Origin of the sequence: Allobosea sp. Root483D1, from assembly GCF_001429505.1 — a bacterium.
Lineage (GTDB): Bacteria > Pseudomonadota > Alphaproteobacteria > Rhizobiales > Beijerinckiaceae > Allobosea.
Window position 1 is genome coordinate 133,213 of record NZ_LMJW01000003.1, and the last position, 13,053, is coordinate 146,265.

Here is a 13,053-nt window from a genome sequence, read left to right on the forward strand (position 1 = left end):
GTCGGCGATGGCTCGTTCCTCAACCAGCTGCACCACCTGATCGGACCCTGCATCGTGCTGGCGCTGGTCTCGACCGCGGTGTGGAGCCGCTACATGCGCTCGTCGATGCTGGATGTCGTCAACCAGGATTATATCCGCACCGCCCGCGCCAAGGGCGTGCCGGAGCGCCAGATCCTGCTGCGCCATGCCTTGCGCAACGCGCTGCTGCCGATGATCACCATCACCGGTTTGCATGTGCCGACGCTGCTGTCGGGGGCCTTGGTCACCGAGACGGTGTTCACCTGGCCCGGCATGGGCCGGCTCTTCCTCGATTCGATCGGCTATCGCGACTATCCCGTCGTCATGGGCATCCTGATGTTCACGGCCGTTCTCGTCCTGCTCGGATCCCTGCTCGCCGATCTGCTCTATGGCGTCGCCGACCCGCGCGTCTCGAGGAGCGGGTGATGAGCGACACGCCATTCTCAAGCCCGCGCGAGCCGACTCTGGCCCCGCTTCCCAGCCTTTGGAACAGCCCGGGCCTGCGGCGCTTCCGGCGTCACAAGCTTGCCGTGTTCGGCACGGTCACCATCCTGCTGCTGACGCTTGCCTGCGTCTTCGGTCCGATGCTGCTGCCCTATAGCGATACCTTCATCGACATCCGCTCCCGTTTCGCGCCGCCTTTCGCCGGACCGCATGTGCTCGGGACCGACCCGCTCGGCCGCGACATCCTCGCGCGGCTCCTGATGGCGGGGCGGATCTCGCTCGCAGTCGGGTTCTCGGCCATGACGATCGCCATGGTGATCGGCATCGTCGTCGGCATGGTCGCCGGCTTCTATGAGGGGGCCGTCGGCGCAGTCCTGATGCGCTTTGTCGACGCGATGCTGTGTTTCCCCTCGATCTTTTTGCTGCTGGCGATCTCGGCGCTGGTCTCGCCTTCGGTACCGTCGATCATCCTCCTCATCGCGATGACCTCCTGGATGGAGGTCGCCCGCGTCGTCGAGGCGCAGATCCGCTCGCTGAAGACGCGCGAATTCGCCCAAGCCGCCGTCTCCTTCGGCGCAAGCAACCGACGCATCATGTTTCGCGAATTGCTGCCCAATGCGATCGCGCCGATCGTCGTCGCGGCGACGCTCAATGTCGCCCATGCGATCCTGGCCGAGAGCTACATCTCCTTCCTCGGCTTCGGCATCCAGCCACCGACACCGAGCTGGGGCAACATGCTCGAAAGCGCCCAGAGCTATCTTACCAGCGCGCCCTGGCTGGCGATCATTCCCGGCGCCGCGATCACGCTCGCGGTCACCAGCTTCAACTTCATCGGCGACGGATTGCGCGACGCGCTCGATCCCAAACTCTGAGAAGCGACCTATTTGCTGGTCTCGTCCTCATGGATATCGGGGAAGAGATCCCCGAGAAGAATAGTCGACTGCCCAATCGGCTGGCTGTGGCCAGATGTGGTGGTACCGAAACTGCGTCGTCTCAGCCTGCCGGCCGCAGGCGGAGCAGCGTGATTTCGTTCCGCCGGGCCGAGCCAGCTCAGCCTCTGTCCCCGGCCCCCCGGCGCCAGGCGGCCGGTGTCTCGCCGACCATGCGGCGGAAGACGCGGGTGAAATGTGCCTGGTCGGAGAAACCGGAATCGGCCGCGATCTCGGTCAGGGGCCGGTCGCCCGAAGCAAGCAGGCGCTGGCCACGCTCGATCCGCGCCCTGAGCTGCCATTGATGCGGCGGCAGGCCGGTCGAGGCCTTGAAGGCGTGGCTGAAATGCGATTGCGACATGCCGACGAGCTCGGCGAGATCCTGCAGGCGGATCGTGCCTGCAGCATTCTCACTGATGTAGTCGGTCACCGCCTTGAGCTGCCAGTTGCTCAGTGGCGCGCGCCGGCGCGGCGCGTTGGCGCGCACGCCGAACAGATCGATCAGCACCGCGAGGACGAGCCCGTCGCCATAGAGATCATGGCGTGCATCCGGCTCGGCGCATTCATCGGCGATCAGGCGCGCCAGCGTCAGGATGCGCGGGTTCGAGAAGGCGATGCGCGGCTGCGCCAGCCGCTCGGGCGACAACGCCTCGCCCAGGCGCTCGCTGACCGTCGCGGCATCGAAATGCAGATCGAGATGGCGGATGCGCATGCGCTGCTGCGTGCGGCCCCAGACTGGCACGCCGGCCGGCATGAAGCTGATGGCGTTGGCGCGGGCGCTGCTGGAAATGCCGGGTTCGTTCGGGTTGAGCCGCGTCTCGAAATGGCCGCCGACCTTGTCGAGCACCACGAACAGGCGCGGGTGCTCGGACACGTACTCGCCGCTGGCGCCCGCCTGGCATTCGGCCTGCCAGAGATCGGCGACGACGCCGTTCCAGATGCGGTATTTCAGCGAGCCGATGACGTTGATGCCTTCGCGGACCGAACGCATGCGCGGCTGGAAACCCATCTTTAGCCTCCGAAGCGGCGAGGAATCGCCCTTGCAGCGCGTGTTCAAAATGCAACGTGGTCAACACAATTGTAGACGCGCACCCAAGAACGTTCAATGCACGACAGGAACGATCAATCCCACACCGGGCGATGCTGATATTGCCCAACGGAAAGCTGAACTCCGCCTTTGAACAGTTCTAAATTTGATCAGTTCTGAGTTGGCGGCATTTGCTGGGGCCGGGATTGAAAATGTGCTACGTTCAGAAGATGAAGACTAGATTTCTTCTTGGGTCGACTGTCTCGCTCACCGTGCTCTGTGCCGGCGCTGCCCTTGCGCAGACGCAGTCCGCCCCAACGGTCCAGCTCGACACGATCACGGTCGAAGGCGATGGCGGCACCACGACCGGCCCGGTGAACGGCTATGTCGCAACGCGCTCGGCGACCGGCTCCAAGGCGAACACGTCGATCACCGCGATCCCGCAGGCGGTGTCGGTGCTCGGCCGCGACGAGATCGACGACCGCAAGGCGCTGAAGGTCGACGAAGCGCTGCGCTACACTGCCGGTGTCGCCGCGCAGGCCTTCGGGCCCGACCCCGACACCGACTGGATCTTCATCCGCGGTTTCCAGGCGACGCAGACCGGCGTCTTCATGGATGGGCTGCAGCTTTATTCCTACGGCTTCGGCGGCTTCCAGATCGACCCCTTCCTGCTCGAGCGCGTCGAGGTGCTGAAAGGCCCGGCTTCGGTGCTCTATGGCGGCTCGACGCCGGGCGGCATCGTCAACCTCGTCAGCAAACGCCCCAACGGCAAGAATTTCGGCTATGTCGAGGCCGGCATCAACAATTGGGGCAATGCCTATACCGGTATCGATATCGGCGTCAGCGACAAGCAGGGCGTCTGGAGCACGCGCCTGACCGGCAAGCTTTCCGGCGGCGACCAGTACACCGATTATTCCAAGGATTTCCGCGGCATGATCATGCCGCAGATCAGCTACCAGCCCAATGGCGCGACCCGCTTCACCGCCTATGGCATGTATGCGGCGCTCGATCAGGTCCATGTCGGCGGCGGCTTCCTGCCCTATATCGGCACGGTGAGAAACGCGCCCTTCGGCAGGATCCGGCGCGAGGCCTTCTTCGGCGAACCCGCGGTCGACGATCAGGAGCGCACCCAGGCCCTGCTCGGCTACGAGTTCCAGCACCAGTTCGCCAACAACTGGACCTTCTCGCAGAACCTGCGCTACGGCGTGATGAAGGGCTCGCAGCTCGGCCCCTACGGCTTCGGCTATGCCGGTCCGGACGCCCCCTTCGGCGACCGTCTGCAACCGCTCGGCCCCGACAACCAGCTCTACCGCATCGGCTTCCAGGAGCGGACGCGGGTGCGGACCTTCACGGTCGACAACCGCATCGACGGCAAGGTCGTCACCGGACCGCTCGAGCACTCGCTGCTCTTTGGCGTCGACTACAAGTACTTCAACGTCGATCACACCCAGGCCTCGGGCGGCGCGACCACGATCAGCGCCACCAACCCGGTCTACGGCGCGGCGCAGGGCCCGACCGGCGTCTATCTCAACCAGGACCTGAAGCATCACCAGATCGGCTTCTACGCCCAGGACCAGATCCGCTTCGGCGGTGGCTGGCTGCTGACGCTGAACGGCCGCTACGACTATGTCGACAAGAAGTCGGTCAGCCCGACCGGCCTGCTGTTCTCGCCGACCTATGACAAGAAGGAGGCGTCCTGGAGCGGCCGCGCCGGCCTCGGCTACGAGTTCGCCAACGGGCTGACCCCCTATGTCAGCGCGGCGACCTTCTTCACCCCGGTCTTCGACGCCGTGCCCGACCTGCTGGGCGGCCCCGGCCAGCCCTTCCGGCCTGAGGAAGGCCAGCAATTCGAGGCCGGCGTGAAGTACAAGCCGACCTTCATGGACGCGCTGCTGACCGCCTCGGTCTTCCACATCTCCAAGCGCAACGTGCTGAACCCCGCCCCGACCGCGCTCAACCCGTTCGCCCAGCAGCAACTCGGCGAGGTCACCTCGCGCGGCTTCGAGTTCGAGGCCAAGGCCAACATCACCAAGGACCTGAAGCTGCTGGCCTCGTTCACCGCCTTCGACCTGACGACGAGGAAGGACAGCCGTCCGCTGCTGGTCGGGAAGACACCAGTCGTCGTTCCCGAGGTCACAGCCTCGGGCTGGCTCGACTACACGGTGCCGGAGGGCGCCTTCAAAGGCCTCGGCCTCGGCGCCGGCGTGCGCTATGTCGGCAGCTCATACGCCAATGCCGAGAATACGCTGAAGGTGCCGGCGGCGACCGTGGTCGATGCCGCGATCCGCTATCAGATCGGCAATTGGGGCATGGCGCTCAATGTCACCAACCTGTTCGACAAGGTCTATGTGAAGAGCTGCAACGGCCAGTCTGGCTGCGGCTATGGCGACGCCCGCACCGTGACTGTCTCGGCCAATTACAAGTGGTAGGGGCGCCATCTACACGACATCCGAAGGCCGCAGCTCCTCGCCGCGGCCTTCGCCCATGCTAGAGCCGCGCGCATGACCACGACATTCCCGAGACGACGCGAGGCGCTCGCCATTCTGGCGGCGGCCGCTTTTGCGCGTCCGGCTCATGCCGCCGAACCACGCGTCGCGACCGTCGACTGGTCGGTGCTGGAGACCCTGCTTGCGCTCGGCATAGCCCCGGTTGCCGCGCCCGAACTGCTGCAGTTCCGCGAGGTCGCGGTCGAACCCGCGGTTCCGGGAACCGTCACCGATCTCGGCTTGCGCGGCACGGTCAATTTCGAGCTGCTGCTGCTCTCCCGGCCAGAGCTGATCTACTCATCCAGCTTCTATGTCAGCTCGGAGCCGCGGCTCACCCGGATCGCTCCGGTCGAGCGCTTCTCGATCTATGCGCCCGGCCGGCCCCCTTACGAGCCGGCGGCGGTGATGATGCGCAGCATCGGCACGCGCCTCGGCAAGAGCAGCGAGGCCGAGCGCTACATCGCCGAAACCGAGGCGGAGTTCGCAAGCCTGCGCGAGCAGCTGAAGCCGCACGCGGCGCGGCCGGTGATCCCGATCAATCTCGGCGATGCCAGGCACTTCCGCGTATTCGGCGCCGACAGCATGTTCGGCGAGGTCCTGAAGCGGCTCGGTCTCGCCAATGCCTGGACCGACGACACCAGCTACTCCGCCATGGCGCCGGTCGGTCTGGAGGCTCTGGCGCGGACTCCGAAGGCCTGGATCGCAGTGATCCCGCCAGTGCCACCTGGAGCGCTGGAGGTCCTCTCGGCCAGCGCCTTCTGGAACGCCCTGCCCAATCTGCGCCAGGGAAGGCTCCTGCAGCTTGCCTCGATCAATCCCTATGGCGGCCTGCCGGCGGCCCGGCGCTTCGCCCGCCTTCTCACCGAGGCGCTGCTGGCACAGGCGCCGGCGCATGGCTGACGCCGCCACGACCATCCTCGCGCAGGCGCACCGCCATCCCGGCCTCGGGCTCGTTCTCTGGCTTCTGGCCGCGTCGGCAGCTGCGGCGCTTCTCGCCGCCGTCATCGTGACGCGCCCGGCACTGCCGATGCCAGGCGAGCTTGCGCGCCCGCTCGAGCAGATCCTGCTCTGGCACAGCCTGATACCGCGTTCCGTCACCGCTCTGGTCTGCGGCGCCGCGCTCGGGCTCGCCGGGCTGCTGCTGCAGCAGGTCCTGCGCAACCCGATCGCCGATGCCTCGACGCTCGGCGTCGCCTCCGGCGCGCAATTGGCGCTGACGGTGGCGAGCGCCTATGTCCCGGCTGCGATCGCCACCTCGCGCGAAGGCGTCGCACTCGCCGGCGCGATCCTCGCCGTCGCCTTCGTGCTCGGACTGAGCTGGCGGCGCGGGCTCGAACCGCTGACGGTCGTCCTCTCCGGCATGGTCGTCTCGCTGCTCGCGGCGGCGCTGAGCGCGACCGTCATCCTCGCCAAGGGCGACTATGTGCTCTCGCTCTTCATCTGGGGCGCCGGCTCGCTGCACCAGCAGAGCTGGGATGCGGCGCTGGCGCTCGGCCCGCGCCTGCTGCTGTGCTGGCTTGCCGCCGCGCTGCTACTGCGTCCGCTCGCTCTGCTCGGGCTCGACGACGGCATCGCCCGCAATCTCGGCCTCGCCCTGCACGCCACGCGTTTCGCTGTGCTCGGCGTTGCGATCTGGCTCGCGGCCAGCGTCACCGCCGAGGTCGGCATCATCGGCTTCGTCGGGCTCGCAGCGCCGGCCCTGGCGCGCGAGGCCGGCGCCCGCACGCCGCGCCAGCTGCTTCTGGCGGCACCGGCTGTCGGGGCGCTGCTGCTCTCGATCACCGACAGCGCCGTGCAGTTGCTCGGCTCCGGTTTCAACGACCTCGCCCCGACCGGCGCCGCCACCGCCCTGCTCGGCGGCCCGCTGCTGCTCTGGCTGATGCGTCGCGTTCCCCCTGCCCCGCTGGCGCAGACCGTCGACGCCATGGCTCCGACGCATCGCATCGCGCGGGCGCTGCCGGCCCTGGCCGGCCTCGCCGCGGCGATCGCACTCGTAGCCCTGCTCGGCCTCGTCCTCGGCCGCGGGCCGCAAGGATGGGGGCTGGCGACAGGCGGTCTCTTCGCCGAGCTGCTGCCTTTCCGCGGGCCGCGCCTGATTGCGGCTGGTGCCGCAGGAGCTCTGCTCGGCGCCGCCGGCTGCCTGATGCAGCGCCTCACCGCCAATCCACTGGCCGGGCCGGAGGTCCTCGGCGTCAGCGCCGGCGGCGGTGTCGGCCTGACGCTGGCTCTCGCATTATTGCCGTTCAGCCCGTTCTCGATGCTGACCGGCATTGCCGGCGGTTCGCTCACGGTGCTCCTCGTCATGCTGGTCCTGGCCGGCCGGCCCGGCATCGGCTCGCAGCGCCTGCTGCTGGCCGGCATCGCCATGGGCGCGCTCTGCATGGCGCTGGTCTCGACCGCGCTCGCCAAGGGGGACCTGCGCGCCTATGTGCTGCTGACCTGGTTGTCGGGCTCGACCAATCGCGCCGGCGAGATCGAGGTCTGGGTCGGGTTGGCCGCCTGCCTGCTGCTGCTCGCGCCGCTCTTCCTGGCGACGCGCTGGCTCGATCTGATGCCGCTGGGCGAGGCGACGAGCCGGGGCCTTGGCCTCTCCGTGGCGGGCAGTCGCCTCGTCCTTGCCGCCGTAGCGGCGCTGGCGACAGCGGTCGCGTCGCTGCTGATCGGCCCACTCAGCCTGATCGGGTTGATCGCGCCGCATCTGGCGCGCCTCGCCGGCTTCGCCCGTAGCCGCGACCAGCTCGTCGCCTCGATCCTGATCGGCTGCGGCGTGCTGATCCTGGCCGACTGGCTCGCGCGCCTCGTCGCCTTCCCCTATCAGGTGCCGACCGGGCTGTTTGCGGCCCTGATCGGCGGTCCTTATCTGATCTGGCTGTTGAACCGCACGGGACGCAGGCATGGCTAACGACAACACTCTGCGCGCGACTGCACGGGTCACTCTCGCCAACCCTGCCGGCATGCTCGAACGGCTCTGCGACCACTTCGTCAGCCACGGCACGGTGACCCGCCGGACGGGTGGTGCGCGGCTCGACGGAGCGTTCGGAGCGGTCGAGCTCAAGGTTGGGTCAAGGGCGCTGTCCATCGTCGTCGCCTCCCCCGACGAGAGCCGGCTCTTCGTGGTCAAGTCCTCGGTCGCCGAGCATCTCGCCGAGTTCGCCGAAGGCGAAAGCTTCACGCTGAGCTGGCACGGCGACGCGGCCGGCGAGACGCGCATCCCGTATTTCCGCGAGGTCGTGGTGCGTCGCGCCCGCGACATCACCCCGGCGATGCGACGCGTCACCCTCGCCTGCGACGATCCCGGCCATTTCGCGACCGGGGGGCTGCATGTTCGCGTGCTGATCCCGCCGCGTGGACGCGTGCCGATCTGGCCCAGCGCCGGTCCTGACAGCCGGGTGATCTGGCCCGAGGGCGAGGATACGCTGGCGAAGCGCACCTACACCATCCGCGCGATCGACCAGGCCCGCGGCGAGCTCGACATCGACGTCGTGCTGCACGACGAGTCGCCGGGCTCGATCTGGGCGCGCGAGGCGAAGGCGGGCGACCGCGTCGGCCTGCTCGGCCCCGGCGGTGGCGATGTGATCCCGGCCGACTGGTACCTGCTCTGCGGTGACGAGACGGCGCTGCCGGCGATCGCGCGCATCGCCGGGAACCTGCCGAGCTCCGCCCGCGCCAGCATCGTCATCGAAGTGGCGGATGCGAGCGAGCAGCAGAAGATCGCCTCCGACGCAGCGATCGAGGTGACCTGGCTGCACCGCGACGGCGCGCCGGCCGGCTCGACCAACCTGTTGCCGCAGGCCGTGCGCGGCATCTCCCTGCCGGATCAGGGCAAGCCGTTCGTCTTCGCCGGTTGCGAGCAGGCGGCGGCGCGCGCGATCCGCAAGCATCTGCGGGCAGAAAAGCAGCTGCCGAAGGACCGCCATCTCGTCGCCGCCTATTGGCGCCGGGGCCATGCCGACGTGCACGACCACGGTGACTGATGCGGACCGAGACCTCTACGAACCCAGCCGAGCACCCTGCTCCCACGTCCCTGGCCGACATGGCCGGCAAAGCCGCGTTGCAAGCGAGCGCCCCCCTGTTCGCGCTCGATGCCGTCGGCTTCTCGATCGGGGAGCGGGCCCTGCTCGAGCCGCTGACGCTCGATCTTCCGGCCGGCCAGGTGATCGGCCTCCTCGGCCATAACGGCTCGGGCAAGTCGACGCTTCTGAAGCTGCTGGCGCGGCAGCAGCGACCCACGCGTGGCAATCTGCGTTTTGCGGGCCGCCCGATCGAGAGCTGGGACAATCGCGGCTTCGCGCGCAAGGTCGCCTATCTGCCGCAGCAGACACCACCCGCCGCCGGCATGCTGGCGCGCGAGCTGGTCGCGCTCGGACGCTATCCCTGGCACGGCGCGCTCGGCCGCTTCGGCCAGCGCGACCGCGACAAGGTTCGCGAGGCGATGGCGCTGACCGACATCGAGCCCTTCGCCGATCGCCTCGTCGATACCTTGTCGGGCGGGGAGCGCCAGCGCGCCTGGCTCGCCATGCTGGTGGCGCAGGATGCCGACTGCCTCCTGCTCGACGAGCCGATCGCGGCGCTCGACCTCGCCCATCAGCTCGAGGTGCTGACGCTGGTGCGGCAGCTCTCGCATCGGCAGGATCTCGGCATCGTCGTCGTACTGCACGACGTCAACATGGCCGCCCGCTTCTGCGACGAGATCGTCGCGCTGCATTCCGGCCGGCTGGTCGCGCGCGGGACGCCCGAGCAGATCGTGCGGCCGGATATCCTGCGGGCGATCTACGGCGTCGAGGTCGGCGTGATGCCCCATCCTGATAGCGGCAGGCCGCTCGCCTTCGTGTGAGGCAGCTTCGAATGGAAGGCCGGGTCATTCACCAGCTTGCCTGAAAGCAGGCTTCACAGAGGTTCGGAATAGTCCGGCGAATTGCCGGCCAGCTCCATCGCCAGCAGGCTTTCATTCGGCCGGTCGCTCGAACACGAGGCGAGGATCGCCCATCTGCCGGCAACTCAAAGCTGCCGAAGGCCGATATGCTCGATCAGGGGAACGATCTCGTCGCGCGCCGCGACGCGATGTGCGCGGGCACTGCGATGCGCCTCCCCGGCATCGCCGGCACGCACGGCCGCGATGATCAGGCGGTGCGCTTGCGCCGAGCCGACCGGCTTTGCTCGCAGCTTCAGCGTCAGCATGCGGGCGCGATGCGCCTGGTCCGTCACCGTCTGGGCGATGCGGCGCAGGCGGCCATTGCCGCAGCGCTCGACCAAAAGGCGATGGAAGAGCTCGTCGGCCTCGGCCCAGCTTGGCAGGTCGCCACGCGTCAGCGCCTCGTCCATCGCGGCGGTCGCCGCCTCGAGCTCGTCGGCCACGGCCCCGCGCCCCGCCTCGGGCAAGGCGGCCAGCAGCTCCGCCGCCATCGACTCGACCGCGATCACGACCTCGTAGATCTCGCGGATATCCTGCGGCGCCAGCGGGCAGATCAGCACGCCGCGCTTGGAGAGGACGCGGACCAAACCATCCTCTTGCAGCCGGATGATCGCCTCGTGGACCGGCGTGCGGCTCATGCCGAGCCGGACCGCGATCTCCTGCTCCGAGCCCTGATAGCCCGGCGGGAAATCGGTATCGCGGATCGCCTGCTTCAGCGCGGCATAAGCCTCGTCGACCAGCGAGCCACGTTTGGCTCCAGCCTCGGATATCTCACCCCGTGCAAGCTCGACCATGGCTCCTCCAGTGGTCGATTGAGCACATCTGATTATTTCCATGCAAGCAAGAATGGAAGCTTGACTCCAGGGTTTCTGGCGGCGACGCTGAACCATGCAAACTTCCATGGAAGATAAATGGAAGAGCAGATCGAGGCGCCGCCGAACGGCGCGGACTCCAGGGAGAAAACCGATGAAGCGAATGCTGATCGCGCTGGCGCTCGGGCTTGCTGCGACATCCACCGCAACGGCGCAGGCGCCCTACCCGACCCGCGCAGTCACGCTGGTCGTCCCCTTCGCCGCCGGCGGCACCACCGATATCGTCGCCAGGCTGATGGCGGACCATATGGGCGCACGCTCGGCCAGTCGGTCGTGGTCGAGAACGTCGCTGGCGCCGGCGGCACCACGGGCGCGACCCGCGTCGCCAAGGCGACGCCGGACGGCTACACGCTGCTGATGGGCAATCTCGGCACGCAGGCGGCGGGCGTCGGGCTCTATCCCAAGCTCGCCTATGATCCGCGCACCGATTTCGAGCCGGTGATGAACTCGGCCTCGACGCCGATGCTTGTGGTCGCCAAGAAGGATCTGCCGGTCAAGGATTTCCGCGAGTTCGTCGCCTATCTCAAGGCCAATGCGGAGAAGCTGAATTGCGGCTCCGGCGGCGTCGGCTCGACCTCGCATTTGACCTGCCTCTTCCTCGACTCGCTGCTCGGCACCAAGCCGCAACACGTCCCCTTCCGTGGCTCCGGCCCGGCGCTGAACGCGCTGCTCGGCGGCCAGGTCGACTATGTCTGCGACCAGACCGTCGCGATCGTCCCGAGCGTGCAGGCCAAGGAGGGCAAGGGCCTCGTCGTCGCGGTCAAGGAGCGGCTTGCGGTCATTCCCGATGTCCCGACCTCGGCCGAGCAAGGCTTGCCGCAATTCCAGGCGACCGGCTGGAACGCGATGTTCGCCCCCAAGGGCACGCCGAAGGAGATCGTCGACCGGCTGAATGCCGCGGCCCGCGCCGCTCTCAAGGACGAGGCGACGCGCAAGCGCTTCCTCGATCTCGGCGCCGAACTGCCCGACGAGGCCGGCCAGACGCCGGCCGCGCTCGGCGAGCTCGTCCGCAGCGAGATCGACAAATGGGTGCCGGTCATCCGCAATGCCGGCGTGACCGTCCAGTAGTCAGCAAACGGCGGCGCTCCGGGCACTGCATCCTCACAAACCAGAACCATCGGACACTAAAGCATGCGCACGCACAGGATCGCCGCCATCGGCGGGGACGGGATCGGCCCCGAGGTCATCGCCGCCGGACTCCAGGTTTTGGACGTCTGCGCCGAGCGCGATGGCGGCTTCCGCTTCGATATCCAGTCCTTCGACTGGGGCTCCGACTATTATCGCAAGCATGGCGTGATGATGCCGTCCGACGGCGCCGACCAGCTCCGGGCTTTCGACGCGATCTATTTCGGTGCCGTCGGCGCACCGGACATCCCTGACCACCTGACGCTCTGGGGTCTCCGGCTCGCCATCTGCCAGCCGCTCGACCAGTACGCCAATGTCCGACCGACGCGCATCCTGCCCGGAATCGTCAGCCCGCTGCGCCATGTCTCCGGTCCCGAGCTCGACTGGGTGATCGTGCGCGAGAACTCCGAGGGCGAGTATTCCGGCGTCGGCGGACGCGTGCACAAGGGACTGCCTCAGGAAGTCGCGACTGATGTCGCCATGTTCACCCGCGCCGGCGTGACCCGGATCATCCGTTATGCCTTCGTGATCGCCGGCTCGCGGCCGCGCAAGCTCCTGACCGTCGTCACCAAGTCGAACGCCCAGCGCCACGGCATGGTGATGTGGGACGAGATCGCCGCCGAGGTCGCACGCGAATTCCCGGACGTGACCTGGGACAAGATGCTGGTCGACGCCATGACCATGCGCATGACGCTGAAGCCGGAGACACTCGACACCATCGTCGCGACCAATCTCCACGCCGACATCCTCTCCGATCTCGCCGCCGCGCTGGCCGGCTCGCTCGGCATCGCGCCAACGGCGAATCTCAACCCGGAGCGCAAGACGCCCTCGATGTTCGAGCCGATCCACGGCTCGGCTTTCGACATCACCGGCAAGGGCGTCGCCAATCCGGTCGCGACCTTCTGGACGGGAGCGATGATGCTCGAGCATCTCGGCGAGAAGGCTGCGGGCGCCCGCCTGATGCGCGCCGTCGAGCGCGTCACCGCCGACCCCGCGCTGCATACGCCCGATCTCGGTGGCAAGGCGACGACGGCGCAGGTGACGCAGGCCGTCTGCGAGGCCCTGCGCGGCGACAACATCTGAGCGATGGCAGCGGCAAACGACGTCCTGATCATGACAGGGCGGCGATAATCGTCTAAGGCGGCCTTCTCCCGCCGCCCTCACCCGCCCGATGCTGTTCAACTCCTTCGCCTTCCTGCTCGGCTTCCTGCCGCTCGCGCTCGCTCTGCACTGGCTGGTC

Annotated in this window: 11 protein-coding genes; 9 read left to right on the plus strand and 2 right to left on the minus strand. The window is 67.8% G+C overall.

What is annotated here, in order from left to right:
• Both ASE66_RS33135 and ASE66_RS07005 read left to right on the plus strand, forming a co-directional pair.
• Positions 1-444: ABC transporter permease (locus tag ASE66_RS33135; protein WP_244494824.1), on the plus strand; the 444-nt coding region annotated here is incomplete at its 5' end.
• Positions 444-1,334, plus strand: a complete 891-nt coding sequence (locus ASE66_RS07005) for an ABC transporter permease (protein WP_057188895.1) — start codon at positions 444-446, stop codon at positions 1,332-1,334. The genes ASE66_RS33135 and ASE66_RS07005, both read left to right, overlap by 1 nt.
• 178 nt (positions 1,335-1,512) lie before the next feature.
• On the opposite strand, the gene ASE66_RS07010 is transcribed toward ASE66_RS07005, so the two are convergent.
• Positions 1,513-2,400 (minus strand): helix-turn-helix domain-containing protein, encoded by an 888-nt coding sequence (locus ASE66_RS07010; protein ID WP_200964562.1) that lies wholly within the window; start codon positions 2,398-2,400, stop codon positions 1,513-1,515.
• 230 nt (positions 2,401-2,630) lie between these two features.
• Between ASE66_RS07010 and ASE66_RS07015 the strand changes: the two genes are divergently transcribed.
• The 5 genes from ASE66_RS07015 (at position 2,631) to ASE66_RS07035 (ending at position 9,738) form a co-directional block, all read left to right on the plus strand.
• A complete protein-coding gene (locus tag ASE66_RS07015) occupies positions 2,631-4,847 on the plus strand; it encodes a TonB-dependent siderophore receptor (RefSeq protein ID WP_082613266.1) in 2,217 nt (738 codons plus the stop codon).
• A 72-nt stretch (positions 4,848-4,919) separates the two neighbouring features.
• Entirely contained in the window at positions 4,920-5,804 is an 885-nt protein-coding gene (locus ASE66_RS07020) for an iron-siderophore ABC transporter substrate-binding protein (RefSeq protein WP_057188896.1), read from the plus strand.
• On the plus strand, positions 5,797-7,806 hold the full coding sequence (gene fhuB, locus ASE66_RS07025) for a Fe(3+)-hydroxamate ABC transporter permease FhuB (protein ID WP_057188913.1): 2,010 nt from the start codon (positions 5,797-5,799) through the stop codon (positions 7,804-7,806). The genes ASE66_RS07020 and fhuB overlap by 8 nt, the downstream gene beginning before the upstream one ends.
• Positions 7,799-8,878, plus strand: a complete 1,080-nt coding sequence (locus ASE66_RS07030) for a siderophore-interacting protein (protein WP_082613267.1) — start codon at positions 7,799-7,801, stop codon at positions 8,876-8,878. Before fhuB ends, ASE66_RS07030 begins: the two co-directional genes overlap by 8 nt.
• Positions 8,879-8,937: 59 nt before the next feature.
• Positions 8,938-9,738 carry an ATP-binding cassette domain-containing protein gene (locus ASE66_RS07035; protein ID WP_057188897.1) on the plus strand — a complete coding sequence of 267 codons (801 nt, stop codon included), beginning with the start codon at positions 8,938-8,940 and terminating at the stop codon, positions 9,736-9,738.
• 164 nt (positions 9,739-9,902) lie between these two features.
• Here the strand turns inward: ASE66_RS07035 and ASE66_RS07040 are convergent, their stop codons facing one another.
• Entirely contained in the window at positions 9,903-10,610 is a 708-nt protein-coding gene (locus tag ASE66_RS07040; RefSeq protein WP_057188898.1) for a GntR family transcriptional regulator, read from the minus strand.
• A gap of 351 nt (positions 10,611-10,961) precedes the next feature.
• Here ASE66_RS07040 and ASE66_RS07045 point away from each other — a divergent pair, with 351 nt between their 5' ends.
• Positions 10,962-11,756 carry a tripartite tricarboxylate transporter substrate-binding protein gene (locus ASE66_RS07045; protein ID WP_244494825.1) on the plus strand — a complete coding sequence of 265 codons (795 nt, stop codon included), beginning with the start codon at positions 10,962-10,964 and terminating at the stop codon, positions 11,754-11,756.
• Between the two features lie 63 nt (positions 11,757-11,819).
• Positions 11,820-12,896, plus strand: a complete 1,077-nt coding sequence (locus tag ASE66_RS07050; RefSeq protein ID WP_057188899.1) for a tartrate dehydrogenase — start codon at positions 11,820-11,822, stop codon at positions 12,894-12,896.
• The last annotated feature ends 157 nt before the right edge of the window (positions 12,897-13,053 follow it).

Bases quoted from the DNA above. Each gene is read 5' to 3' on its own strand.
- ASE66_RS07005 (WP_057188895.1), top strand. From the start codon at position 444: ATGAGCGACACGCCATTCTCAAGCCCGCGCGAGCCGACTCTGGCCCCG.
- ASE66_RS07050 (WP_057188899.1), top strand. From the start codon at position 11,820: ATGCGCACGCACAGGATCGCCGCCATCGGCGGGGACGGGATCGGCCCC.
- fhuB (WP_057188913.1), top strand. From the start codon at position 5,797: ATGGCTGACGCCGCCACGACCATCCTCGCGCAGGCGCACCGCCATCCC.
- ASE66_RS07035 (WP_057188897.1), top strand. From the start codon at position 8,938: ATGGCCGGCAAAGCCGCGTTGCAAGCGAGCGCCCCCCTGTTCGCGCTC.
- ASE66_RS07015 (WP_082613266.1), top strand. From the start codon at position 2,631: ATGTGCTACGTTCAGAAGATGAAGACTAGATTTCTTCTTGGGTCGACT.
- ASE66_RS07040 (WP_057188898.1), bottom strand. From the start codon at position 10,610: ATGGTCGAGCTTGCACGGGGTGAGATATCCGAGGCTGGAGCCAAACGT.
- ASE66_RS07020 (WP_057188896.1), top strand. From the start codon at position 4,920: ATGACCACGACATTCCCGAGACGACGCGAGGCGCTCGCCATTCTGGCG.
- ASE66_RS07010 (WP_200964562.1), bottom strand. From the start codon at position 2,400: ATGGGTTTCCAGCCGCGCATGCGTTCGGTCCGCGAAGGCATCAACGTC.
- ASE66_RS07030 (WP_082613267.1), top strand. From the start codon at position 7,799: ATGGCTAACGACAACACTCTGCGCGCGACTGCACGGGTCACTCTCGCC.